Annotated in this window: 29 protein-coding genes and 1 pseudogene; 12 read left to right on the top strand and 18 right to left on the bottom strand. The window is 28.5% G+C overall.

Features of this window, described 5'->3' with window-relative positions:
* Positions 1-7: 7 nt before the first annotated feature.
* Complete coding sequence (locus NNC19_RS16465; protein ID WP_310939770.1) at positions 8-766, bottom strand: tRNA threonylcarbamoyladenosine dehydratase; 759 nt, start codon at positions 764-766, stop codon at positions 8-10.
* Between the two features lie 143 nt (positions 767-909).
* On the opposite strand from NNC19_RS16465, the gene NNC19_RS16460 reads away from it, so the two are divergent.
* The 7 genes from NNC19_RS16460 (at position 910) to NNC19_RS16430 (ending at position 7,159) form a co-directional block, all read left to right on the top strand.
* Complete coding sequence (locus tag NNC19_RS16460; protein WP_310939762.1) at positions 910-1,779, top strand: type II CAAX endopeptidase family protein; 870 nt, start codon at positions 910-912, stop codon at positions 1,777-1,779.
* 90 nt (positions 1,780-1,869) lie between these two features.
* Complete coding sequence (locus NNC19_RS16455; protein WP_310939761.1) at positions 1,870-2,562, top strand: 5'-methylthioadenosine/adenosylhomocysteine nucleosidase; 693 nt, start codon at positions 1,870-1,872, stop codon at positions 2,560-2,562.
* 85 nt (positions 2,563-2,647) lie between these two features.
* Entirely contained in the window at positions 2,648-3,754 is a 1,107-nt protein-coding gene (locus tag NNC19_RS16450; RefSeq protein ID WP_310939760.1) for a metallophosphoesterase, read from the top strand.
* Positions 3,755-3,774: 20 nt separating this feature from the next.
* The gene (locus tag NNC19_RS16445; RefSeq protein ID WP_310939759.1) at positions 3,775-4,473 is read left to right on the top strand and encodes a response regulator transcription factor; all 699 of its coding nucleotides are present in this window, start codon (positions 3,775-3,777) and stop codon (positions 4,471-4,473) included.
* A gap of 101 nt (positions 4,474-4,574) precedes the next feature.
* Positions 4,575-5,495, top strand: a complete 921-nt coding sequence (locus NNC19_RS16440) for an ATP-binding cassette domain-containing protein (RefSeq protein ID WP_310939758.1) — start codon at positions 4,575-4,577, stop codon at positions 5,493-5,495.
* Complete coding sequence (locus NNC19_RS16435; RefSeq protein ID WP_310939757.1) at positions 5,488-6,240, top strand: ABC transporter permease; 753 nt, start codon at positions 5,488-5,490, stop codon at positions 6,238-6,240. The genes NNC19_RS16440 and NNC19_RS16435 overlap by 8 nt, the downstream gene beginning before the upstream one ends.
* Positions 6,241-6,253: 13 nt before the next feature.
* Positions 6,254-7,159 carry a HAMP domain-containing sensor histidine kinase gene (locus NNC19_RS16430; protein WP_310939756.1) on the top strand — a complete coding sequence of 302 codons (906 nt, stop codon included), beginning with the start codon at positions 6,254-6,256 and terminating at the stop codon, positions 7,157-7,159.
* A 61-nt stretch (positions 7,160-7,220) separates the two neighbouring features.
* Here NNC19_RS16430 and NNC19_RS16425 read toward each other — a convergent pair whose 3' ends face one another.
* The 8 genes and pseudogenes from NNC19_RS16425 to NNC19_RS16390 all read right to left on the bottom strand — a co-directional run bounded on the left by NNC19_RS16425 (position 7,221) and on the right by NNC19_RS16390 (position 13,674).
* Positions 7,221-7,397 (bottom strand): hypothetical protein, encoded by a 177-nt coding sequence (locus tag NNC19_RS16425; RefSeq protein WP_310939755.1) that lies wholly within the window; start codon positions 7,395-7,397, stop codon positions 7,221-7,223.
* Between the two features lie 211 nt (positions 7,398-7,608).
* Positions 7,609-8,853, bottom strand: a complete 1,245-nt coding sequence (locus tag NNC19_RS16420) for a DUF1015 family protein (RefSeq protein ID WP_310939754.1) — start codon at positions 8,851-8,853, stop codon at positions 7,609-7,611.
* 24 nt (positions 8,854-8,877) lie between these two features.
* Positions 8,878-9,786 (bottom strand): D-2-hydroxyacid dehydrogenase, encoded by a 909-nt coding sequence (locus NNC19_RS16415; protein WP_310939753.1) that lies wholly within the window; start codon positions 9,784-9,786, stop codon positions 8,878-8,880.
* Between the two features lie 845 nt (positions 9,787-10,631).
* A pseudogene (locus NNC19_RS16410) lies at positions 10,632-11,764 on the bottom strand (IS91 family transposase).
* Between the two features lie 25 nt (positions 11,765-11,789).
* The gene (xerA, locus tag NNC19_RS16405; protein WP_310939752.1) at positions 11,790-12,638 is read right to left on the bottom strand and encodes a site-specific tyrosine recombinase/integron integrase; all 849 of its coding nucleotides are present in this window, start codon (positions 12,636-12,638) and stop codon (positions 11,790-11,792) included.
* Positions 12,639-12,795: 157 nt separating this feature from the next.
* Positions 12,796-12,990, bottom strand: a complete 195-nt coding sequence (locus NNC19_RS16400) for a hypothetical protein (protein ID WP_310939751.1) — start codon at positions 12,988-12,990, stop codon at positions 12,796-12,798.
* 236 nt (positions 12,991-13,226) lie between these two features.
* Positions 13,227-13,391 carry a hypothetical protein gene (locus tag NNC19_RS16395; protein WP_310939750.1) on the bottom strand — a complete coding sequence of 55 codons (165 nt, stop codon included), beginning with the start codon at positions 13,389-13,391 and terminating at the stop codon, positions 13,227-13,229.
* Positions 13,392-13,512: 121 nt separating this feature from the next.
* On the bottom strand, positions 13,513-13,674 hold the full coding sequence (locus NNC19_RS16390; protein ID WP_310939749.1) for a hypothetical protein: 162 nt from the start codon (positions 13,672-13,674) through the stop codon (positions 13,513-13,515).
* Between the two features lie 42 nt (positions 13,675-13,716).
* Here NNC19_RS16390 and NNC19_RS16385 point away from each other — a divergent pair, with 42 nt between their 5' ends.
* Positions 13,717-13,884, top strand: a complete 168-nt coding sequence (locus tag NNC19_RS16385) for a hypothetical protein (protein ID WP_310939748.1) — start codon at positions 13,717-13,719, stop codon at positions 13,882-13,884.
* 338 nt (positions 13,885-14,222) lie between these two features.
* On the opposite strand, the gene NNC19_RS16380 is transcribed toward NNC19_RS16385, so the two are convergent.
* Positions 14,223-14,741 carry a hypothetical protein gene (locus NNC19_RS16380; protein ID WP_310939747.1) on the bottom strand — a complete coding sequence of 173 codons (519 nt, stop codon included), beginning with the start codon at positions 14,739-14,741 and terminating at the stop codon, positions 14,223-14,225.
* Positions 14,742-14,849: 108 nt separating this feature from the next.
* Here NNC19_RS16380 and NNC19_RS16375 point away from each other — a divergent pair, with 108 nt between their 5' ends.
* Positions 14,850-15,233, top strand: a complete 384-nt coding sequence (locus NNC19_RS16375; protein WP_310939746.1) for a hypothetical protein — start codon at positions 14,850-14,852, stop codon at positions 15,231-15,233.
* Positions 15,234-15,255: 22 nt separating this feature from the next.
* A complete protein-coding gene (locus NNC19_RS16370) occupies positions 15,256-15,912 on the top strand; it encodes a hypothetical protein (RefSeq protein WP_310939745.1) in 657 nt (218 codons plus the stop codon).
* Between the two features lie 36 nt (positions 15,913-15,948).
* Here the strand turns inward: NNC19_RS16370 and NNC19_RS16365 are convergent, their stop codons facing one another.
* Entirely contained in the window at positions 15,949-18,216 is a 2,268-nt protein-coding gene (locus tag NNC19_RS16365; RefSeq protein WP_310939744.1) for a glycoside hydrolase domain-containing protein, read from the bottom strand.
* 287 nt (positions 18,217-18,503) lie between these two features.
* On the opposite strand from NNC19_RS16365, the gene NNC19_RS16360 reads away from it, so the two are divergent.
* Both NNC19_RS16360 and NNC19_RS16355 read left to right on the top strand, forming a co-directional pair.
* Positions 18,504-18,827 (top strand): multidrug efflux SMR transporter, encoded by a 324-nt coding sequence (locus tag NNC19_RS16360; RefSeq protein ID WP_310939743.1) that lies wholly within the window; start codon positions 18,504-18,506, stop codon positions 18,825-18,827.
* A gap of 29 nt (positions 18,828-18,856) precedes the next feature.
* Positions 18,857-19,300: a MarR family transcriptional regulator gene (locus tag NNC19_RS16355; protein ID WP_310939742.1), complete on the top strand. Its 444-nt coding sequence runs from the start codon at positions 18,857-18,859 to the stop codon at positions 19,298-19,300.
* 217 nt (positions 19,301-19,517) lie between these two features.
* Here the strand turns inward: NNC19_RS16355 and NNC19_RS16350 are convergent, their stop codons facing one another.
* The 7 genes from NNC19_RS16350 to NNC19_RS16320 form a co-directional block, all read right to left on the bottom strand.
* Positions 19,518-19,730, bottom strand: a complete 213-nt coding sequence (locus NNC19_RS16350) for a hypothetical protein (protein WP_310939741.1) — start codon at positions 19,728-19,730, stop codon at positions 19,518-19,520.
* Positions 19,731-19,733: 3 nt separating this feature from the next.
* The gene (locus tag NNC19_RS16345; protein WP_310939740.1) at positions 19,734-20,711 is read right to left on the bottom strand and encodes a dipeptide ABC transporter ATP-binding protein; all 978 of its coding nucleotides are present in this window, start codon (positions 20,709-20,711) and stop codon (positions 19,734-19,736) included.
* Positions 20,711-21,709 (bottom strand): ABC transporter ATP-binding protein, encoded by a 999-nt coding sequence (locus tag NNC19_RS16340; RefSeq protein ID WP_310939739.1) that lies wholly within the window; start codon positions 21,707-21,709, stop codon positions 20,711-20,713. The genes NNC19_RS16345 and NNC19_RS16340 overlap by 1 nt, the downstream gene beginning before the upstream one ends.
* Positions 21,710-21,720: 11 nt before the next feature.
* Positions 21,721-22,620, bottom strand: a complete 900-nt coding sequence (gene opp4C / locus NNC19_RS16335) for an oligopeptide ABC transporter permease (protein WP_310939738.1) — start codon at positions 22,618-22,620, stop codon at positions 21,721-21,723.
* 11 nt (positions 22,621-22,631) lie between these two features.
* Positions 22,632-23,594 (bottom strand): ABC transporter permease, encoded by a 963-nt coding sequence (locus NNC19_RS16330; RefSeq protein ID WP_310939737.1) that lies wholly within the window; start codon positions 23,592-23,594, stop codon positions 22,632-22,634.
* Positions 23,595-23,680: 86 nt separating this feature from the next.
* Positions 23,681-25,402: an ABC transporter substrate-binding protein gene (locus tag NNC19_RS16325; RefSeq protein ID WP_310939736.1), complete on the bottom strand. Its 1,722-nt coding sequence runs from the start codon at positions 25,400-25,402 to the stop codon at positions 23,681-23,683.
* Positions 25,403-25,686: 284 nt separating this feature from the next.
* Positions 25,687-25,857 carry a hypothetical protein gene (locus NNC19_RS16320; protein ID WP_310939735.1) on the bottom strand — a complete coding sequence of 57 codons (171 nt, stop codon included), beginning with the start codon at positions 25,855-25,857 and terminating at the stop codon, positions 25,687-25,689.
* Between the last annotated feature and the right edge of the window lie 39 nt (positions 25,858-25,896).

Below are 25,896 nucleotides of genomic sequence, written 5' to 3'. Positions count from 1 at the left end.
TTCTCAATTAATTCACCCCTATTATATCCTTTATAACTTCTCCACCTATAATCATTCCAGCAACAGGTGGGACAAAGGATATACTTCCTGGTATTTGCCTTTTAGCTGCACATTTTTTAGTACCTCCAGTACAAACACATCCTGTTTTACATGTAACTACATCTTCAACCTTAGGTTTTGTTGGCATTTCTTCAGAATACACTACCTTAAGATTTTCTACACCTCTCTTTTTAAGCTCACGTCTCATAACCTTAGCTAAAGGACATATTTTAGTTTCATATATATCTGCAACTTTAAACTGAGTTGGATCAAACTTATTTCCTGTCCCCATAGAACTCATTATTCTAATGTTCTTTTCATTGCAATATTCAACTAATGCAATTTTTGCTGAAACTGTATCTATTGCATCAACTACATAGTCTGCATCATCTGGTATAAGTTCTGGTATATTTTCCTTATTTACAAACACCTGATGTGTTTTAACAATACACTTTTTATTTATTGAAAGAATTCTTTCCTTCATCACTTCAACTTTCACTTTACTTATAGTGTCATATGTAGCATGTATTTGTCTGTTTAAATTAGTTAAACATATTGTATCATCATCTATTAATATAAGTTCACCAACACCAGCTCTAGTTAAAGCCTCAACAGTAAAACTACCTACTCCACCAACACCAAACACTACTACTTTGCTATTTTTTAATTTATCTAAACCATCTTTTCCTATTAACAATTCTGTTCTAGATAAAGAATGTTGTAACATACTCATATAATAACCACCTTCTTTCTCATATATTTTATTTTATATCCTTTATTAAAACAATAGTTTGGCATAAAAATTATATACAAACACTCTATGTTTTGTATATAATTAAAGTCAAACAACAAACTTAGGGAGGTTATTCTTTGAAAAAAATATTCAATTTGATTATAAACCCATTAGCAAATGTAGAAAATGAAAGCTTTCAATTTAAATTAGGTTTTTGGAAAGGTTTAGGTGCCTTATGCATAATGTTTTTGCTAACAATATTTTTCACAATATTCTCCTCTATTATTCTTGGAGATAATCCAGTTTTAGGCAAATATACTGTTATAGGAATTGTTGAAATTATATCTATTCCACTTCTTATATTCATATTAACAAATACATTTGGAAAGCTTAGATGGAAAAAGAATACCTACAAAAAAGTTAATAAAAAATTACTACTTTTTATCATTCTGCTAATATTAGTTTTTAGATTATTATTTGATGCATATATATATCCTCTTGTATCACTACTTCCTGAAAATGAAGTTTTAAATGAAACTTCAGAGTTACTTGAACATAATCTTTTATATTTAATAATTAGTGCATGTTTTTATGCTCCTATTGTAGAAGAAGTAGTCTTTAGAGGAATAATTCTTGGAGGTTTACTAAAAAAGTATTCTCCTAAGATAGCTCTTCCTATTTCTGCTTTCTTATTTGCTTTTGCACATTTAAATCTTCAACAAGGAATAAACGCATTTCTACTTGGGATTGTTTTGGGTTATATTTATTATAAAACAAAATCTATATACTTAACTATATTTGGTCATTTCTCAAATAATGTCCTTGCATTTTTAGTATATATTCCTTCTGGAATGACTGGCTTAATTCTAAACCTTGTAATATCAACAGTAATATGTGTACCTATTATTATATTGTTAAAGAAAAAATTTACTTTAAACTACGAAGAACATCTCGTAAGTACATTAAACCCAAACAAGAAAATATTCTTATTTGAGGAAATAGAATAGTATTTATCTTTTAACTTTGTTAAAATATAAATATTAAAAATATTTTAGGCTACATAAAGTTAGCCTAATTTTTTTGGAGGTTTATATAATATGACTTTAGGAATAATCGCTGCTATGAGCGAAGAATTAGAAATTTTACTTACAGATATGTCTCTTGAAGAAAAGAAAACAAAAGCCAACATGACATTTAATAAAGGTAAGTTATGGGGTAAAGATGTAGTTGCTGTAGTTTGTGGTATAGGTAAAGTTAATGCAGCTGTATGCACACAAATTCTTGCTTCTGAATATAAAGTTGATAAAGTAATAAATGTTGGTGTTGCTGGTGGAATAGGTAAAGAAATTTATCCTGGAGATATTGTAGTTGCTGATAACTTAGTAGAACATGACATGGACACTACTTCTTTTGGAGATCCTCATGGACAAATTCCAAGAATGAATACTTTTGATTTTAAATGTGACACAGAATTAGTAGAATTAGCTAAAAAGGCTTGTGACTCTATTAAAGATATAAACACATTTATTGGAAGAATTGTATCTGGAGATCAGTTTGTAGCAAGTGTAGAAAAAATTCAATGGCTTGAAAAAGAGTTTAATGCTTTATCTTGTGAAATGGAAGGTGCAAGCATAGCTCATGTATGTTATTTAAATAGTATACCTTTTGTAGTAATAAGATCTATTTCTGACAATGCTAATAATGGAGCACATATGGATTTTGAAAAATTCACTCCAATTGCAGTAAAAAACTCAACTGCATTATTAAAAGAAATGATTTTATCCATGTAATTTAAAGAAGCGTTAACTCATGATTATGTCTATGGGTCAACGCCTTTCTTTTCATATAAAAATACTTTTAAGCTAGGAGGATTATATGTTTATATTCATAATTATAACTATATTGTATTGCTTATTAAGTTTTTTAATAGGTAGTAGAATCCTTAAATCTGTTACTAAACTAAAGAAATTCAATAAAGTTGCATACTGGATTGTATTCACTTTTATTTCTACTTCTTTTTTAATATATGAAATTTTTAAATCTACATTTCCTTATGCACTAAATAAAATTCTTGCTTTTGTAAGTTCATACTACTTAGCTTTTTTAGTTTATATTTTATTACTATTTCCTATAGCATTTATATTGACTAAAATATTAAAATCTAGAAATAAAAGATTAGACTTTTACATAGTATCACTAGTTATAACTACACTAATAGTAGGAATTGGAACTTTTTTTGCCAATTCACCTTATGTAAAGGAATATAATATAACAACTGAAAAGCCATTAAAAAATGGTAAGTTGAAAGTGGCCTTAGTATCAGATATTCATCTAGGTTATTCAATAGGAAATAGCAGATTAGATAGACTAAAAACTGAGTTAAATAAATTAGATGCTGATGTTGTTTTAATTGCTGGAGATCTTGTAGATGGAGATTTAGATCCAATCATTAAAGATGATATGTTTAGTCACCTTAAAGGTATAAAGAGCACTTATGGCACATACTTTGCCACAGGTAACCACGATTTTTATACAGGAAAAGTTGATGAACTAAGTAATCTATTATCTGAACAAGGTATTCATGTTTTAAGAAATGAGGCAACATTAATAAATGATGATTTTTATATATTAGGTAGAGATGATGTAACTGCTGATCGTATGGCTGATAAAAGACCCGCCTTAGAGGATATTACTTCTAACTTAAATGATAGTAAGTTTAGTATTTTATTAGATCATAATCCTCAGAATATAAAAGAAGCTGAAGGGAATAATATAGACCTTCAAGTTTCAGGCCATACACACAAAGGACAAATTATACCTGGAAACTTTGTTACACATGCAATTTTCCCTCTAGATTATGGATATGGCAAATTTGATAATACTAATCTTGTAGTTTCTTCAGGTTATGGGTTATGGGGGCCTGCTATTAGAATTGGAAGTAGATCAGAAATTGTATTAATTACAATTTCCAATGACAAATAAAATTTATGGGGGGAATAGCTATGGATAGAAAGGCTAAAGTTTTGGTAATTGAAGATGAGAATGATATTAACAAACTACTTTACACAGTTTTAGAAAATGCAGGTTATAAAGCTAAATCTGCATTTTCTGGAACAGAAGCGATAATGTGTATAGAAAATGAAAGTTGGGATATGATTTTACTAGATTTGATGATTCCTGGACTTAGTGGAGAAGAAGTTATAGTCAAAATAAGAGAAATTACTAAAGCTCCCATAATTGTAATAAGTGCTAAAACATCAAAAAGCACTAAATTAGAATTATTAGAAAAAGGAGCTGATGATTTCATATGCAAGCCTTTTGATGTAGATGAAGTCATTGCAAGAGTTAATTCTAATCTAAGAAGATATTTAGAATTCTCTACAGGTAATAAACCTACCAGCAATGTCCTATGTTACAAAAATATAAACTTAAATACAGAAAGCAAAGAAGTAATAGTAGGACAAACTATTATTAATTTAACTGTAAGAGAATTTGCAATACTTCAACTATTATTAACTAATCCCAATAAAGTCTTTAGCAAATCTAATATCTTTGAAAGTGTATGGGAGCAAGATTTTTTAGGTGATGATAACACGGTTAATGTGCATATGAGTAGATTAAGAAATAAATTATCTAGTTCTAATAATGGTGAAGACTATATAGAAACAGTTTGGGCAATGGGATATAAATTAAAGAAATAATTAATGTGTGAGAAAATTTAATACTTTTGAAAGACTTTGGTAAAGTTTTCTTATTAAACATTCTTTATTATAAAAGCATGATTTATAAGGAGGCACTAAAAATGAATGAATATGTAATAAGGACTAATAATATCACAAAATCATATGGAAAACATAAAATTTTAAATAGTTTGTCTATGAATATAAAAAAAGGTGATATATATGGCTTTATAGGAAAGAATGGGGCTGGTAAAACTACTATGATTAGAGTAATAGCAGGCCTTGTTATAGCAAATGAAGGAGAAATTGAACTATTTGGACATACCAAAGACAAAGATATTGTAAAAGCAAGAAGCAGAATGGGTACATTAATTGAGTCCCCTGCCATTTACCTTAATATGACTGCAAAAGAGAATCTTGAACTTATTAAAATTCAAAGAGGAATTCCAGGAACTAAATGCATTGGCGAAGCATTAAATCTAGTAGGCCTTAATGATGTGCGCAAAAAAAAGACTAAAAACTTCTCACTAGGAATGAAACAGAGGTTAGGAATAGCTATGGCCTTATTAAGTGACCCAGAATTTCTAATTTTAGATGAACCAATAAATGGACTAGATCCTATAGGAATAAGAGAAATAAGAGAACTATTACTTAAATTAAACAAAGAAAGAGGAATTACTATACTAATTTCAAGCCATATATTATCAGAACTTACTCACATTTCAAATAGGTATGGATTTATAAACAATGGAAGCTTAATTGAGGAAATGACTGCAAATGATCTTCAAAAGAAATGTAAATCCTATCTTCATTTAAAGGTAACTGATTGTTCTGATGTATCCTATATTTTAGAAAATGAAGTGAAAATTAAAGACTATGAAGTTTTTCCAGATAATATAATAAGGATTTATGATGAAATAGATGCTGAAAAGATTACTTTATCTTTAGCCAAACATAATATAGGGGTGAAAGAAATACTACAAATGGGTGAGTCACTTGAAGATTATTTCACAAAGCTAGTTGGAGGTACAGATAATGAGTAATTTAATTAGGGGAGAATTTTATAAATTAAGAAAAAGTAAATATTTTGCTGGAATGATACTTTTATCTTTATTAATTGGATTTTATTTAATGATTGAATGGGATAATCATACTCAAAGGTTGAAAATAACCTCCCCTGATTCTATAAATGGACTTAATTCAATATCTTACTCATTTCAGCTTATCACAATAATTAGCTTTATGTTTGCATTATTAGCTGTAGAGTTTATTGTCAAAGACTTTAAAAATAGTAACATGAGTAAATCCTTCATTTATGGATATACAAGAAATACAGTTTTATTAAGTAAACTAATAGTCTTCACACTATTTTCTTTGCTTCTAGAATTAATTTATACAATTCCTTTAGTTATCTATGCTTCTTTAAATCATGGATTTTGGGGGAATTTAGATGTTAATAATTTATACTTAATTAGATTATTAGTTGTAGGAATACTATATAATATGGCTACAATATTCATAATTGTTATAGTAGCAGTGATAACAAAAAGTACTCTTTTTACAATTACTTCACCAATAATATTAATTGCAAGCTTTTTATTAGCTACTTCACATCCCTACTTTATAACAAAAATATTCTTTTATATGCCACATACAGCAGGTTTAGACGGAATTGCTCCATTTTCTCCTAGCTCATGCATTATAAAAAGTTTAATTTCATCTAGCATAACTTTTATTATAACTATTGGTGGCAGTTTGTTATATATAAAACATAAAGATATTAAATAATAGGAGACTTAAGATGTATTTATTAGTTATTATTTTATTAATGATCTCTATATTTGCAGTAGCAATTTTTATTAAATTATTTTCTTATAGGAAGCAAATAGAAAAGATAACTTGGCAAGTTAAAGAATTTAGATTACGTGAAACTAATAAGAAAATAAATATTGAAATGCAAGATAAATATATAGAAAATTTAGCATTTGAAATTAATGAGTATTTAGAACTTTATAAGAGGAATGAACAAGAAAAAGTGTTATTTGAAAACTCATTAAAACAGGGAATATCAAATATGTCCCATGATTTAAGAACCCCATTAACTTCAATAATAGGGTATCTAAAATTACTCCAAAAGGATGAAATAAGTAAAGATGAAGCTTTAGATATACTGAAAAATAAAACTAATAAATTAAATATACTTATAAATGACTTTTTTGAATTAGCTTCAATAGAAAATGTAGACTATGAATTAAATTTATCAAAGATAAATTTGAGCAACTTAGTAAGCGATGAAGTTTTATCTCTATATGAATCATTTGAAAATAAAGGTTTGATACCACAGATAACCATTCCAGATAAACCTATTTTCATAATGGGGAATAAAGACAGTATAGAAAGGATAATAGATAATCTACTTTCTAATACATTAAAATATGCAGAAAAAGATATAGCATTAACTCTAGAAAAATTTGATGATAAAGTTATTTTTACAGTTTCAAACATATCTACAAGTATTGAAGAAAAAGATATAATTCATATGTTTGATAGATTTTATATGGCTGATAAAGTAAGAAAGGACCAAAGCACAGGGCTTGGTTTATCTATAGTAAAAAGTTTAATGGAAAAGATGGATGGAAGTATAACTTCAACGCTTGAAGGAAATAGACTTTTTATAATATGTAAATTTCCTATACTAAATGAATAGAGCAAATACTTCTTACTTATAGGACTAATTTATATTTAAAATAAATTAGTCCTACACTTTTTTAAATTAAAATAAATTTAACGACATTAAAAGCCACTGCAACTATACCTATTACAAATAATGTTATATAAACTGCTTGACCCTTTTTCTCTCTCATTTTTACATATCCTAACAAAATAAATATTAGTCCAAGTATAGCACTAATGATTGTAGTAATCATATTAAAATCAATATTCATTAAATTGTCACTCCTCAAAGTTCATTTTATTTTGTTAATGAATACCATATTAGATCCCTCACTCATATATTCCCTAGTATTATATAATATCTTATCTATTATAACAATTCATATATTATTAATGTCCTTACCTATATAAAATTGCAAAAATAAAAGAAATAAGGCTTCACAATATACTCACCTTATTCCTTCTTAATATTCTCAATAGAAATTAACTTAACTTATGAACAAATAATCCACTTCTAAGTTTTGGTTCAAACCATGTTGACTTAGGTGGCATTACTTCTCCTATATCTGCAACATCCATTATATCTGAAACTTCTGTTGGATACATTGAGAAAGCTATCTTCATATCTTTATGAGCTCTTCTTTCAAGTTCTTTGATACCTCTAATTCCACCAATAAAATCAATTCTATTAGATGTCCTTACATCTTCTATTCCTAAAATAGGAGTTAACACATTATTTTGTAGTATAGCAACATCAAGACAATCTATAGGATCATTTTCATTATATATTCCATCTCTAGCCTCCAAAACATACCACTTATCTTCTACAAACATTCCAAAAGTATGCTTTTTGCTTGGTTTAACTGATTCATTATCTTTAGATTCTGTTACTACGAATTTCTCTTTAAGTTTATCTATAAGTTCATCTTTAGTTAATCCATTTAAATCCTTAACTACTCTATTATAATCCATTACCATTAAATCATTATCTGGAAATGCCACAGCTAAGAAATAATTAAATTCCTCTTCCCCAGTAAAGTTTGGATTTGCTTCTCTTCTCTTAAGACCAACCTTTACAGCAGAAGCTGATCTATGATGTCCATCAGCAATATAAAATGCTTTAACATCTTTAAATAACTCAATTACTTCATTTACTATAATTTCATTATCTATAACCCAAACTATATGACTTATTCCATCTTCAGATACAAAATCATATGCTGGTTTTCTTTTGGTCCATGCTTTTATAACTTCTGAAGCTACATCATCTTCTTTGTAAGTTAAAAATATAGGACCTGTATTAGCATCACAATAATCAACATGATTAATTCTATCTTGTTCTTTATCTGCTCTTGTAAACTCATGTTTCTTTATATTATTATTAATATAGTCATCTATGGATGCACAAAACACCAATCCAGTTTGAGATCTTCCATTCATTATTTGTCTGTATATATAAAGACATGGTTGCTCATCTTGAGTGTATTCTTTATTAATAATCTTATTATCTAAATTCTCTCTTGCTTTTTCATAAACCTTCTTATCATGTATATCTATAGATGGATCTAAATCTATTTCAGCTCTATCAACATGAAGAAATGAGTAAGAATTTTCCTTTACCATTTCTCTTGCTTCTTCACTATTCATTACATCATAAGGAAGTGCAGCTATTTTTGAAGCTAATTCTTCAATTGGTCTAATAGCTTTAAAAGCTCTAACTATAGCCATCTTGATTTCCTCCTATAACTTTTATTAGATGTTAAAGAATGTCTTTATTGTAGAAACTACTTCCTCACCTATTCTATTTTGTGCTTCTTTAGTTGCTGCTCCTATATGTGGAGTAACACTTACTTTTGGATGATTTACTAAAGTTTCATTTAATGTTGGTTCTTCTTCAAATACGTCTACTCCAGCACCTGCAACCTTGCCACTATCAAGTGCTTCTATTAAAGCTGCCTCTTCTACAACCTTACCTCTAGCACAATTTATCAAATAAACTCCATCTTTCATTAAATCGAATTCTTTCTTTCCTATTAATGCTCCCTTACTTTTATCATATGGTACATGTAATGAAATGAAATCAGAAGTTTTAAATAATTCTTCTATTGAAAGGAAATCATATGTTAATGAATCTTGTTTTCCAAATAAATCTGTATAAACTACCTTCATTCCTAAAGCAGTAGCCTTATTTGCTAAAGACCTACCGATTCTCCCCATACCGACTATTCCTAAAGTTTTTCCTCCAAGTTCTATCCCCTCATACTTTTTCTTATTCCATTCGCCATTTCTCATAGTCACATTTGCAATATTAACAAATCTTGCTACTGCAAACATATGAGCAATTGCAAGCTCTGCAACTGAATCTGAACTTGCATTTGGTGTATTTTTAACTGTAACACCTTTTTCATCTGCTGTAACTAAATCTATATTATCTACTCCTACGCCAGCTCTTACAACTAATTTTAGCTTTCCGCCTTCTGCTTTTTCTAAAACTTCTTTAGTTACTTTTGTTGCTGACCTAACTACTAATGCATCAAATTCTTTTAATGCTTCCCCAAGCTTTTCTTGATCAATATGATCATTAACAACCTCTATTCCTGCTGCCTTCAAATTTTCAATACCTGAGGTTTCTAACCCATCGTTTGTTAATACTCTAATCATTTCTAATTAATCCCCCTTATAATCTTTACTTATTGCATTTGTAAATATCACCTTGTATAAATAATTACATTATATAATTATGAGAGTAATGATATTTTTATCTCTACTCTTAAACATTATTGAATTTAATCATTCCATACTCTCTTTACTAAAATCCCCAATAGAAAGTACTGCTAATTTTTCACTCGAATCATTAAAATATCAATAAACTTATTATATCATCAAGGTAACTATGAAAAAACAACTTTTCTGTTAATTTTACTACTAATTTCATCGCAATTCAATACTTTGTTATAACCAATTCTTAATCTTATATTAAGGAACTAAAAGAAATTTGGATTTTAAGTTTACTGCTATATATTATAATAATTATTTAGGTTTAAAAATAATATTAGGATAACATAAAAAGGGTAGATTTCGTGTAGAGCAACACGAAATCTACCCTTTTTTTATATAAATTTATAAATACTAAACAAAATTTTTAATTTTGACATTTAACAAATGGCTTAAAACCGTTACTTTTTTCAATTACGCAAAATGAGTTGGATTGATTGCGATGTTGAGAGTGAAAAATAGCCCATATTTAAGATATATTAATAGTTTTTAGTATTAATATATCTTAAATATGGGCATCTCAATATCGCAATCAATTACTTGAACGAAGTCGCTAAAAGCCAACCGCCCCGTATGGAAATTCAAAAACTCACAAATCACTTCAATATTTATATTTTTATATATTTATTAATATTTAAAAGCTTTATTTTTTAAAATCATATAAATTTTTCTGTTTTAGGACATAAAATCCCCCTCCCCATAGATAAGTACCTATTTACTTTTAACTTTATTTATGGTGGCAAAGTACTTCGAGGCATTATTTTGCCTATCTTTATTAAATTTCCCTTCTCACAATTTTTACACTTACCTATTTTAATTCCAGTTAATTTAAAGAACAGCTCCGCTGACGATAAATTTTCTGATTCTTTAGGTTTAACCCTAAATATTTCCTTGCATCGCTTAAGTTTTAATTTTTTATTTCTATTAGCTAAAATACCATAATGTCTTATCTTTACAAATCTATCTGGAAGGATATGCATAGTAAACCTTCTAATAAATTCTGATGGTTTTAAAGACATCATTTTTTCTTTGTTTTTATCTTTATAATCTCTCCATTTAAATACTACTTTTTCATTATCAACTTTTATAATTCTATCATCAGATATTGCAATCCTATGAGTATATCTGCCTAAATATTGAAGTACATATTCCGCACTTCTAAAAGGTGCTTTACTGTAGACAATCCATTCTTTCTTATATAAATTATCCTTAAATAAATTAAATATATCTCTTGATGCTAACTCGCTAACTTTTTTAGGAAATTTAAGCTTTTTAGCTAGATAAAGTTCATTTAAATAATATAGAAATTTTCCTCTAAATTTTCTTGATAAAACTTTTACAGGAATAAAAAATTTCTTTTTTGATTTTATCCATTTAGTATTATCAAAATTTAATCCATCACCAGGTACATGCAGTGAATATGTGGATGGAACATCAGATTCTGTCCCCAAGTATGCAATATTGTTGTAAATCCAATATTAGCATTTATATATTTTTTATCCTTTGCTAATTCTAGCAAAGTTTCGGAAATAGAAGTAAAAAGAATAGAGTACAATTCCTTTTGATTAAACAATGTTAAAGAATTTAATTGTTCTGGTATAGTAAAAACAATATGAAAATAATGAGTTGGTAATAATTCTTTACTTCTCTCATAAATCCACATTTCTTTAGCATAAACCTGACATTTTGGGCAATGTCTATTTCTACATGAATTATATGAAATCTTAGTTTCTCCACACTCATCACATTCATATACATGGCCGCCAAGCGCAGCAGTTCTACAATCTTTAATTGAATATAGTGCTTTTAGAATATTAGATGGTAATCTTCTTGATTTAGTATAAGCTTCTCCATGTAATTCCATAATACTTTGAAGTGAATTCATAAATCTAATCTAACTTATCTAAAGGACTTATTAGATTTAATATCTGATAGTCTTGCACATGTAAATATATTGAGGTTGTTTTAAAGTTAGAATGCCCCATTAATGCTTGAATTTTTACTAGTTCAATACCATCATTCATTAAATGTGTTGCAAATGAATGTCTTAAGGTATGAGGAGTTGCTTTTTTAATTATTCCAGCCATTTGAATTGCTCGATCCATAGAAATTTGGATACAACGGCTAGTTAATTTTTTCTTTGTTTGAGTAGATATAAATAAGTAGTCCTCTGGAGAATAATTTTTATATCCAAACTGCTTCCAATACACCCTTAATAATTCTAAATTTTTTTGAGATAATAAAGTATATCTTTCCTTATTTCTTTTACCACTTCTAACTCTGATTTTCATTTCATTACTCATAATATCAGATATTCTTAGATTCAAAGCTTCGCTAACGCGTAGGCCGGCTGAATATATAGTTGATAATATTGCTTTATGCTTTAAATAAGTAGTAGATTCTAATAAAAGTTTTACTTCTTCTTTAGTTAAATATTTAGGTAATTTCTTATCGCACCTAAGTTTTGGAATTCTTAACTCACTCCAGGATCTTTCAAGTGTCACAACATAAAAAAATTTCAAAGCACAATTGATAAGATTTACAGTTGATTTGCATAATTTTTTTGTTTTTATGCAATACTCTAAATAATTAATGATTTCATGTTCACCTAATAATTCAGGTGACTTGTTATAAAATCTAGAAAAGCTTTCAATAGTATAGACATAAATTTTAATGGTTTCATTACTACGACCACGAAGTTCTAGATCATTAATCATTTTTTCAATTATTTGATACATTTCATCACTCCTTTAAAAGGTGTGTAAAATGTGAGAAGTGAAGTTCCTTGAGAAAGAACTTCACTTCTTATTTTTTCCATATAAACTTTCGTTTAATCAATAACCCAAGCCGTCGCTTTTAGCGATTTAGTCCAAGTTATATTTAGCGAAATCATGACTATTTTTTAGTGATTGTTCGTCGCAAAGTAAAAACACTAGCTAAAATTAGTGCTAAAATTATCAATAATTTTGCTGACATTAATATAGGGCCTAACAGTATTAGTGTAACAGCAACCATTTCTTCAAATCTTTTTATTTTTACTTCTTCAAGTCTATTTATTTTTAAGTGAAATTTTTCTTTAAATTTGGTCATACTTAACCCTCCTATAAATTATCAAGTTGATACTTTTTACAAGGAATGAAACATAAAAAACTTACTGTTTTGGTATATTATAACTCTAATAGAGAAGTGTGAAAATAAGTAAATTGAAAAAATTAAAAGTTTTTCACTAAAGTAATATTTAGCACAATCAGTAATATGTTCTATTTAATTATCAGTGAAATTATAAAATTCATTGGGATATTTTTCTCTTATCTTATTATACTTTTTCATGAAATCAACAAATTCTCTAATAGTGCATTCTTCGTTATTAATATACTTTTCAATATCTTCAATTGTGTACCATTTGCATACTGACCAAATTCAACTGTTTCAGTATATTTTATCCATCCATCTTCATCTAATCCAATAAAAAATTTTATATATTTATCCATTTATTTATTATAACTAATTACATTACTATAGTAAGTTACAAATTTTCATATGGAGAATTACTATAGTAATAAACTATTGATGATGATATATAATGTGTTAACTCTGGATTACTATAGTAGGTTACATTTTTTTAATGTAGTATGATAATCTATAATCGTTAGTATAAGTATAATAGAAATCAACTTTATCATAAATGTCTGATAAAGATTCATTAGTCGCAACTGTAGCTATTGCATTAGAACAATCCTCATAAAGTGGAAGATCCCCCCAAATTGCCCACATAGTTGAACTGCAATATCCTCAGAGAGAAGTGAGTTTAAGCCTGTGCTTGTAACAACACTATTAGAGAAATACCAAGAAGTTTTCTCATCATTTGACAATGAATTAGCAATATTTTGTGTTGAGTTAGTAACTGCAAATACAGAAGTTGAACTTAAGATTAAAGACATGGTTAATACAGAACAGAAAATTTTTAACATATTTTTTTCATGAAATCACCCTTCTTATAAAAAATTAACATTGTAAATTAAGTTTGCAATAAATATAACATAATACAGAGCAAAAGTAAAAAATTAACAATGATACTAGTAATGATAATAATATTGAGGAGAAAATTGTTATTGGTGACCCAAGTGATATACAGGATTTATTATCTTAAATAGATGGATTAAATTTTTAGTATTAATAGTCATAACTTATAGAATCTATAATTGCTTTAAAAGTAAAAAATAAATCAATATGTATTAAATATAATTATTTATTTCAATTAACCTCATTTTATGATAAAATTTACCTTAATAAGTTTATATTGATAGCTTGGTATTAATAAGCTAATTCCAATCTCCATATACAGGAGTGTTAGTAGAATTGTATCGTATTTTACACTCTACAAATGCTCCATAGTCAACATCACTTAAAAGTCCACTAGCATAAGGAAGCACAACATGTTTGATTCTCATCCAATCCTTATTTGAACTTCCAATTTCAGTATATCCATCATTACAAAGGACTACAAGTGAACCTACTGGAATAGTCTTTATAAATGTACCAACAGAATTATAAAGACCAACTGGAGCATCAGTCATAAATCCACTACATGGATAAATTCCAGATGAAAATCTGTAGTTTGTCCAATCATTTGCTTGATTAGTGTCAGGCCAGCAATAACCAGTTACATATTGTCCTGATGAATTTAAAAATTGAATTTCAGTTGCACCTTTATATGGGATTCTCCCTAAACAGGAAAATCTCTCCTTGTGGTAGATTCTACCTACTTGAACGTCGTTACCACCAGATAAGGTGTATACATTCATTACTTTTCCAGACATATTAATTGCTAAATATCCCATTTTTAAATCCTCCTTAATAATTTGAATTTCATAATATATAAAGGATTTAAGGAGCTAATTGTAAACATAAATAAAAAAATATTGTCAATGTAGGGAGAAAGAACAAATATGAAAAAAATAAAATTATTAACTCTAATTTTTATTGCAACTTTATGTATAAGTTGTAGTAGCAAAAAAGCAGAAAATAATTCTAATGACAATACAATAGTGCAGAATGAATCATATATAGATAAAAAAGAAGAAGTAAAGGCAATGGAAGAAACTGAAAATAATCTTGAGGAAAAAGATTCTTATGTTGTATATGACAGATATTCTAATATAGATAAAAATAAATTAAAGTATGAATCACTTGAAAAAGATTGGTACTTTTATGAAACAAGTAATGGTTTTGTAGTTGCCTTAAATACTAAAATCACATCAACACAAAATGGAAAAAATAATTATGATAAAGAATGTATAAGTGGAATTAGTTATTTAAAAGAAATTGTGTAGGGATAAGGAATTGATAATAAAAATGAAAGAAAATAAAGAGTTTATAGAAATTTACACAGATAAAAAAGAAAAGAAAGAAATACGCTCATTGATATTAAGGTTGATTTTCATTGCTAATTTTGCAAATTTTTGTATGGTTGGGTTTTATAATATAGCAATAGGCAATAACATAAGTTTAATGCATAATGAACAAAGTTTTTGGATTATGGCAAGTAGATTTTTTACTATAATGATCCCTTACAATTTAATTTCTTTAATTTTGTATATTTTTGCCGAAAAGCTCGAATTCTTAATAGATTTATATACAGGTGTAACTTGTTTTGGTAGTTCAATTTTATATTTTTGTTTTTCTATGATAATTTTTGTAAAAAAATTAAATGTAATGGAAGCTTATTTAATAATTACTATAAGTATATTAACCTATATTTTTTTGATCATTGCTATAATAAAAAATGTTAGAAAGAAAATAAAAAAAGGATTTAAAACAGTAAAAGTTAATAAACAATTAATATCAGCATTTATTTCTTTATGTGCAGCTTTAGGGGTAATAATTGCAAAAAGAACACGAACAGATGGGTTAACACCAGCTATAGTTTTATTAATCCTCTCTTACTTATTTACACCTACAATAATTAAATTTAATAAGTTTTACTTAAAGTTTAAAAAAGAAAGAAATTGATATAAAAAATCGCCTATTAATAGGCGATTTTTTATACTAGAATAATTGATTTAAAATCCATTCAATTTTGTTAGTAATGAATTGTTCTAATTCTGCAGCTCCTAATAGTTTTGATACAGCATATCCAAAAATAGCAGTTGCAGCACCTCCAACCAGTGAACCAACAATTGGAAATTCTGGTGCGATTATTGCTGATATACTAGCACCAAAAATAGCAGCTGCCCATGTAACTAATCCATTTTGAACAAGACAAGTACCAAAAGCAATAGCCCAATCTCTATTTGAATGAACATATCCTTTTTCTTCAAGGTCTATCATATCAGAAATTGTTCCTACAAGTGTACCTCCAATAGCAGCAATTCTGTCAATAATAAGCCCATTAACCTTTTTTAGGAACTCTAACTTTAAGGCACTTGATGTACCTTTTTCAAACCTTTTTCCTACATCTGAAAACTTTTTAAGTTTATATTCATCTATTTTTTTTAGTGTTCCTTGTGCATTAACCTTTTTATAAACTCTCATAGAACCAGTTTTAGTAGTGTCATATCTTATATCACCTATCCAAATTGAATAAGTTGTATTATTGATTAATGCATTAGCTAAAGATACATAATCAGATTTTCCAGGAGTCCAATCAAAAGAAGATGAATCATTAGTATTATTTAATAATGTTGTTACTGAATTAGAAATAGAATTTTGTAAGACAGTTCCCATTCTTTTGAAATATTCTTCTATAGTTATTGGACCCCACCCACGATTTATAGCATCTGTTCTCCAGTCTGCTGAGTTAATAGCAGGATTATAGTTTTTACCAGAGAATATATCATTATCAATTTCTATATAACCATCTCCACTACCAAGTTTAATTGTTGAAATTTGATCAACAGTCCAATCTCCTGGAAGTGAATAGCCTAAGTTTCCACTAAATCCTGTTGACATATCACATACAAAACTACTTAAAGAAATCCCTTCTTTAGCAATTCTTTTACATGCATTTCTAGGACCATATACTCCAATGCCATAAGGATTACCTAATACGGAGAATGCTTCTTGAATTCCTTTAAAGTAGGGAATTATAGCCTTTGTTACATCTTCATCAACAGCATCAAAATCTACACAAAAGTATATTAATGAACCCAATTTAAAACCGAGGTTATCAGCAGCAGTATAAGCAGCTTTCCCATCTGCAATACCTTGTTGTTTGTTAAAATAAGATAATTTATTACCATATTCAAATATAGGAAATACAGATAAACCAGCAGAATAAATAACTTCAAGTTCAGAAACTGTCATAGCGTATGAACCTGTTAGATATCGACCAACATATTTATAACCATTCTTCACTAAAGTGTTGACTTTAGCAGGTGTTAAGGTGGTAGAACAATCACAAGCAGTTCCTTTTCTTGAAGGATCGCCTGTACTTACTAATAATGAAGCCCAAGTTTTTTGTCCTGCAGTTCCATCAACTCCCAGACATGCAAATGCTTGAAAGTCGTTTACTGCCTTTATAGTCCCATCACCAAAGTGTCCATTAAAACCATTTGAATCAAACCCATTACAATATAAAGCATATTGTAGTAAGTATATAAATTTAGGATTAGTGGTTCCATTTGGTATTATCGGACACTTATCTTTCGTCGTAGATCCAAAAAATCCATTTGGTATAACAAGATTTCCATCTGCTCCAATAACACCTCCAGTTTTTCCAGTAATACCTTCTTCAATTTGCAATCCATAAAGTAATGCTTTATTAGTGGATCTACCATAAATCCCATCACAAGGAACTAGTCCTATATCCTTTGCAAAATATTGATTAGAAGAATAGTCACGATTTAAATTTTGTTGAATTGTTCTAATTTTAGCATCCCCATGATATTCACCATAATTTAATAACTTAAATGCATCCATTGATAATAATGATTTCATTAAGACACTATTTACAATGCCATCAACAGTAGTTAACCCAGCATCAGATTGTAAAGCTCTAATGGCTGATTGTGTTCCAGTAGTGAACTTACCTGTAAATCCAAGGGGATCATATCCTTTGCAATATAAAGCTCCTTGTAAAATATAAATTTGATTTGTTTGAGTAGAACTAGCTGATAACCCTTTAAATGCAGTAGCTGTTGCAGGTCCAAAATTGCCATTTGGTGAAGATATACCCAATTCTATTTGCAATGCTGATATAAGGCCTTTCATAGTTCCCCATCCAGTTGCTCCATCTTCAGATACTTGTATATATCCATTTTTTCCTAAATAATTTTTATTTAACCATTGCTGAGTTTTTAATACTGCTTGATCCATATGAATCACTCCTTAAATTTTATTTTTCATAATATATAAAGGGGTGATTAAGTTAATTTGTAAACATAAATTCTAAATAAAATCTAATTAATTTAATTTTGTGTCAAATTATAGCAGAAGTATTGGCTTTTAAACTCAACAGTCCAATAAAATTTAATTCAAGTAAAATTTTACATATTACTTTTTCCTAATTGTATTATCTATTTTTTGACAATAAAAAAATAGTAAGTTATAATGAAATTAAGTCCGAACTCGTACTAAATTTATTATAAAGTGAGGTTTTTTATATGCATTGGGTTTATTTAATTCTTGCAATTGGATTTGAAATTCTAGCAACAAGTTTAATGAAAATATCTGATGGGTTTACAAAGATAGTCCCAGCTATAGGAACATTTTTAGGTTATATACTATGCTTTACATTTCTATCAATGGCATTAAAAAAAATAGATATGAGTATAGCATATGCATTGTGGTCTGCAAGTGGAATAGTTATACTATCAACAATAGGAATATTGGTATTTAAAGAAAGTATAAGTATTATGAAGGTATTATCTATAGGTCTAATTATATTAGGAGTTGTTGGTTTAAATTTAAGTGGAACAAGTCATTAATTAACTATTTAGAAAGGAGTGTTAATTAGATGGGAGATAAAGAAAATATTATTAAGTACATAGATAGTTATTATGAATCTTGGTTTCTAATAAATAATATATATCATATTTGGGCTAATGAACATGGAATACAAGAAAATACCCTATTTACACTATATATAATTAATACAGTTCCAAATTGTACACAGAGTGAAATCTGTAAAAAAATATTTTTGCCAAAACAAACTGTTTCAGATATATTATCTGGACTTGAAAAAAATGATTATATAGTTAAAGAAACGAATATGAATGATCGTAGAAATAAAGTCATTAAATTTACTAAAAAAGGGTTACTTTTTGCTACTTCTTTACTTGAAGAACTAAAGCAAGTTGAGATTGAAGCTTTTCAATCTATGTCTAAGAAACAGCAAGAGAATGTGGTAAGTAGCTTTTCATTGTTAGTTAATTCACTTACTAAAAGTTTTTCAAAATAACATTTAGTGAAATCAATTATTATATTTATGTTAATTTAATTGAGTTGAAGTATAAAGATGAAAATATAATTATTTATGAACAAAGGGTAAAAGAACTCTACACAAATAAATTTTAATAATTTGTATAGAGCTCTTTTTCTATTTATGCATCACTTGAACTTTTTCCTATTACTTTTAGGCAAAATAGTTCTAATAATTAAAAATATTCCCGTTTATATTATTTCATCCATACTTTTGTCATAAAAAGTATAATTAAAAAATACACTCCTCCAATAATTAAGACAAATGGAAGAACTAGCTGAAATAAAGCTATCATAAGAGCTAAAATATCCTTATTCCCTAAATTTTCTTTCTTCAATTTTTGCAATTCTTCTTTTCTTTTTTCTTTATCTTCTATTTTTTCAAATCTCTTTATACTGAAAGGATTCATAATCTATACCTCATTTGCTTTATGACAAGCTACAAAATGATTCTTTACTATTTCCCTATACTCTGGAACTTCATTTTTACATATATCACTTGCATATGGACATCTTGTATGAAACTTACATCCCTTAGGAGGATTGGCTGGAGATGGTATATCTCCTTTTAAAATTATTCTTTCTCTTTTTGCTGTTGGGTCTGGAACAGGAATTGCTGATAGCAGAGCTTTAGTATATGGATGCATTGGGTTTTCAAATAATTCTTCCTTATTTGCAAGTTCCATCATGGAACCAAGATACATTACTCCAACTCTAGTACATATATGTTCAACAACTGAAAGATCATGAGATATAAACATATATGTAAATCCTTTTTCCTTTTGAAGTTTTACTAATAAGTTAATTATTTGTGCTTGTATAGAAACATCTAATGCTGAAACTGGTTCATCTGCAACTATAAATTCAGGATTTAAAGCTAATGCTCTAGCAATTCCTATTCTTTGTCTTTGTCCTCCAGAAAATTCATGTGGAAATCTATCTATATAATACTCAGGTAAACCACATTGCCCCATTATATCAATAACTCTTTTTCTTAATTCACCTTTTGATACTAATTTATGATCAATTAAAGCTTCTCCAATTATTTGACCCACTGTCATCCTTGGGTTTAATGATGAATATGGGTCTTGAAATACTAATTGCATCTTAGGACGAAGACTTCTAAGTTCTGTTTTTTTCATATCGCTTATTTCTTGTCCTTTAAAATACACTTTACCTGCTGTAGGTTTAAGTAATTGTAATATAGTTCTACCAGTAGTAGATTTTCCACAACCAGATTCCCCTACAATTCCTAAGGTTTCTCCTCTCTTTATTTCAAAAGAAATATCATCAACAGCCCTTACATCTCCAACTCTATGTTTAAAAAAGCCACCCATAATAGGAAAGTATTGCTTTAAATTTTCTACTTTTAATACTACTTCCTCTGCCATTATTTCTTTTCCTCCTTTGATGCAATCCCTTCATCATATAACCAACATGCAACCTTATGATTTTCACCAATAAGTTTCAAACTAGGTATAGAGGTTTTGCATATATCCATTGCTTTATCACACCTATCACAGAAATAGCAACACTCTTTCATTCCTACTGGATTTGGAACTTGTCCTGGTATTGAATAAAGTTCTGTTTGTCTTTCCGATAACTTTGGCTTTGATTTTAACAATCCAATAGTATATGGATGGGAAGTTTTCTTAAATATCTCCATAACAGGAGCCTCTTCCACAACTTTACCAGCATACATAACTACAACGTAATCAGCCATTTCAGCAACAACACCAAGGTCATGAGTAATCAAAAGTATAGATGTTTGAAATTTATCCTTAATACCTCTCATAAGATCTAAAATTTGAGCTTGAATAGTAACATCTAATGCTGTTGTTGGCTCATCTGCAATTAGTATCTTTGGATTACATGAAAGTCCCATTGCTATCATTACTCTTTGTCTCATTCCCCCAGATAATTCATGTGGATATGAATCTACTATTTTATTTGCCCTAGGTATTCCTACCTCTTCTAATAGCTCTATAGATCTCTTTCTTGCAGCCTTTTTATCCATCCCTTCATGAATAATCAAGCTTTCTGAAATTTGGAATCCAATTGTGAATACTGGATTTAAAGAGCTCATAGGTTCTTGAAATATCATAGCAATATCCTTACCTCTTATTTTTCGCATTTCTTCATCTGACAATTTTAATAAATCCTTACCATTGTATAATATTTCTCCATCTTCGATACTACCATTATCCTTTGAAACCAATCCCATAATGCTCATAGCAGTTATTGACTTTCCACAACCTGATTCTCCAACTATACAAACTGTCTCACCTTTTCTTACCCCAAATGAAACATCATTTACAGCCTTAACAGTTCCAGCTTCTATTTTGAAAAAGGTCTTTAAATTCTTTATTTCTAATAAATTATTGCTCATACCTCTTCCCCCTATCTCTTCATCTTTGGATCTAATGCATCTCTAAGTCCATCACCTAAAAGATTTACACCCATAGTAATTACTAATATACATATACCTGGTGGTACCCAAAGCCATGGTCTATTCTTAAAATCAGGAAGATTATTTGCAATAGTAATCATATTTCCCCATGAAGGTACAGGTTCTGCAACTCCCATTCCAAGGTAACTTAAAGCTGATTCTGTTAAGATTGCTGATGCTATTCCAAGAGTTGCATTTACTATTATTACTGGAATAACATTTGGAATTAAATGTTTTATTATTTTTCTTCTATCTCTAAGCCCTAACGCTTCTGTTGCTTGCATAAATTCTTGTTCTCTTAAGGATAAAATTTCACCTCTAACAAGTCTTGCAATAGTTGGCCAAGATAATATTCCTATTATGAAAATTAAAAATACAATTCTTAGAGAAGCACTTACCTTAAGGTCTGATAATACACTACCTAAAACCAATATTATAGGTAAAAAAGGAAGTGCCAAGAAAATATCTGTTATAGACATTAAAATAGAATCCACTTTTCCTTTATAATATCCAGCTATAGCACCTACTAAAGTACCTACTATAGTTTCTATTAATACTGCTACAACTCCAACTAATATAGATATTCTTCCTCCAAACATTAATCTAGTTAGCATATCTCTTCCTAAATAATCAGTCCCTAATACATGTCCACTTCCTGGTGGCATTTTTAAATCATCTGTATGAGTATTATAACCATACTTCATGAAAAATGGCCCAACAAAACTAAATAGAACGATAACTATTATAAGTATTAAACCAATCATAGCTAACTTATTCTTTTTTAATCTATTTAACACCATCTTTGAAGGTGATATTATTTCTTGTTGCTTTTCATTAACTAAACTTTCCATTAGCCTTCCTCCTATTTCAATCTAATTCGTGGATCAACCACTGCATACAAAACATCAGAAAGCAAATTTCCAATCAAGGTCAATATGCCCATAAACATGTTGAATCCCATAACAAGTGTGTAATCTCTATTAACGATAGCATCATAACCAATCTTACCAATTCCAGGCCAAACAAATATTGTTTCTGTTATTATAGCTCCAGCAAAAAGTGATGGTATGGTTAATCCTATATATGTAATTATTGGTATTAGCCCATTTCTTAGTGCATGTTTATATATTACTATCTTTTCCTTTAATCCTTTGGCTCTTGCTGTACGAATATAGTCTTGTCTAATAACTTCAAGCATTGAAGTTCTAACATATCTGATATAGTTTCCTATATTTAATATGGTAAGTGTAACAACTGGTAAAAACATATGCTTTAAAATATCCATGAACTTAGCCATTCCTGTATAATTAGTTCCTGCAGTACTCATTCCTGCTACTGGAAAAATCCCAAGTTTTAATGAGAAAATGTTTATAGAAACTAAAGCTATGAAAAATGATGGAAGTGATATTCCTATAAACGTCAACACCGTAAACGTTTTATCAAACTTTGAATACTGCTTAACTGCTGATATAATTCCTATAGGTATTGCTATAATCAAACATAATATAAATGCCATAAAAGCTAAATAAAATGAATTCCAAACATAATCTCCTAAAACCTTACTAACAGGTTCCTTATATTTTAAAGAATCCCCAAAATCCATTAAAATAGCCTTTTTAGCCCAATTAACATATCTAACTGGCACTGGTTTATCAAACCCGTAAATTTCCTTAAGTTCTTCAACTTTTTCTGCACTCATATTAGGATTAGCCTTTGTATCAACAAAATCCCCTGGTGTTAAATTTACTATAACAAAAAATATTATGGATAAAATAAACATTATAGGTATCATTTTCAATATTCTTTTTATAATATACTGTATCATATAACATTCTCCATTCCCAAATTAGTATACTTAATCTATTAAAGACACCTTTAATAGATGCCTTTAATAAACTTTTATTAATTACATTAATCTTCTACAGACACCTTGTAAAGATTATAAGTATAACGTACATATGGAGAAACATCTAATCCCTTAACTCTTCCGTTATATGCCCACATATCATTTCTTTGATACATATAGATATATGGTAAATCTTCATTCAATTCTTTATACAATTCTTTGAATAGTTCTTTTTGCTTATCTTTGTTTGATTCTGATGCTATTTTCTTATATATCTCATCAATTTTAGAATTTGAATATGAAGTTTTATTTTGTGATCCATTTGTTCCATATATAGGACTATCATTTGGATCTGCTGTTAATACCCATGCCATGAATAGCATATCCCAATTACCAGTCTTTTGTTTTGCTGTCATTGAATTAAAGTCCATCTTTTCACTAGTAAACTTAATTCCAAGTTCCTTCCAATTATCTGTAGCTACTGATAAAAGTGCATCTACTACTGAATTTGGAGTAGTTCCTGTAAAGTTAATCTCAAGCTTTTGGCCATCCTTTTCTCTTATTCCATCTGATCCTGCCTTCCAGCCAGCATCATCTAACATCTTTTTAGCTTTATCCATGTCAAATGCATAATCTTTATCCCCATCTGCATATGCCCATGATGCTTTAGATTGTGGCACATTTATAACACTTGCATATTTTCCATATACTGAATTAACTATTTTAGCTCTGTCTAAACCAGTTGCTAGCGCTTGTCTTACAGCTTTATCTTTAAATATAGGCTTAGCTTCATTAAATGCTATATAACCATATCCATTAGTTGGAAATAGCTTATATGACATATATCCTAATCCCTCAATAGTCTCTACATTGTCTTCTGAAACAGTAGGACTAACCATATCTATATCTCCAGATTGTAACATTGGAATTTGTACATCTTCTTCAGTAACCTTATATATAAGATTCTTTGTTTTTGGTGTTCCTTTATGATATTCAGAATTTGCTTCCAAATCAATTTCTTGCCCCTCTTTGTAAGAAGTCAACTTATAAGCACCAGATACAGGTCCTGGCTTTTTATATGTTTCCTTTAATCCATCTGTATTTCCATGTTTATAGTACTTTCCATAATAACTTTCAGGAATAGGTCTAAAAACTCCTAAATCATATATAGCAGATGAACTCTTTTCTTCTAAAGTTATTTTTATAGTTTCATCATCTACAACTTGAATTCCTGATATATCTTCTGCTTTTCCTTCTTTGTAATCTCTACCACCCTTTATTTTTGTTTTTCCTGTTACAAAATCTAAAGGTCCTGTATATGTTCCATCACATACTATTTTAGTAGCAAATGCTATATCCTTTGAAGTTATTTTGCTTCCATCAGACCATGTTAAATCTTTCTTTAATTTAAAAGTATATGTTAAACCATCATCAGATATACTATGACTTTCAAGCAAATTATCCTCTACTTCCCCATTTTCTGTAGTATTCAATAAATTCTCATACAAAGTATCAGTAATATAATCATCATTCATACTCTCTGCATACAAAGGATTAAGTACCCCATCAGGAGCTTCTGTTCCAATTATTAATGTATCCTTTCTTTTTTTAGCTGTTTCAGGATTTTTACTCATATCAGTAGCTTCATATGTTGTAATAACTGAAGATGTTAAATCTGTTTTTTCCTTACTACTTGATGAACTACTGCCTGCACCCCCACCACATGAAACAGCCATTGTCGCTGTCAGCATCAAGGTTAATACCATTAATACTTTTTTAATTTTCATTTTTTATTCCCCCTTATTATTTAGTATTTATTTATAAAACTTTTAACTTTAAAGTTATAAACTCTAATTTGTGACAAAATCTCCTTAAGTGTAACTATAATAAAAAGAGTTATAATGCCAATTTGCCTCATAACTCCTTTGTTACACATCTTAAGTAATATTTGATTATTTTTGGATATTTTTCACTATTTAAATAATTAATTAATATAATAATATCTTTCAACTATTATGTCAATATTTTCTTTATAATATATTTTTTTATATTAATTTAATAATTATCCACACTATTTTTCAAAATATAATACAGATTCAGTTTCCCTGCAATATTTCACACACATACATTGTGCTAATTTTCTTGGACATTTATAACACAAACATCCTACATCATCACCACTACATTCTCCACTTTTCATTTCAGGACAATCTTTACAATTAACCCCATTTCCTGCTGGCATATAATCATCTCCTCATTTTGTTTATATATTTATAGTTAT

It is taken from the genome of Clostridium sp. SHJSY1 (genome assembly GCF_031626875.1).
GTDB lineage: Bacteria > Bacillota > Clostridia > Clostridiales > Clostridiaceae > Clostridium.
Note: the sequence above shows the minus strand (reverse complement) of the source record. Positions and strands in the feature narration are given on the sequence as shown.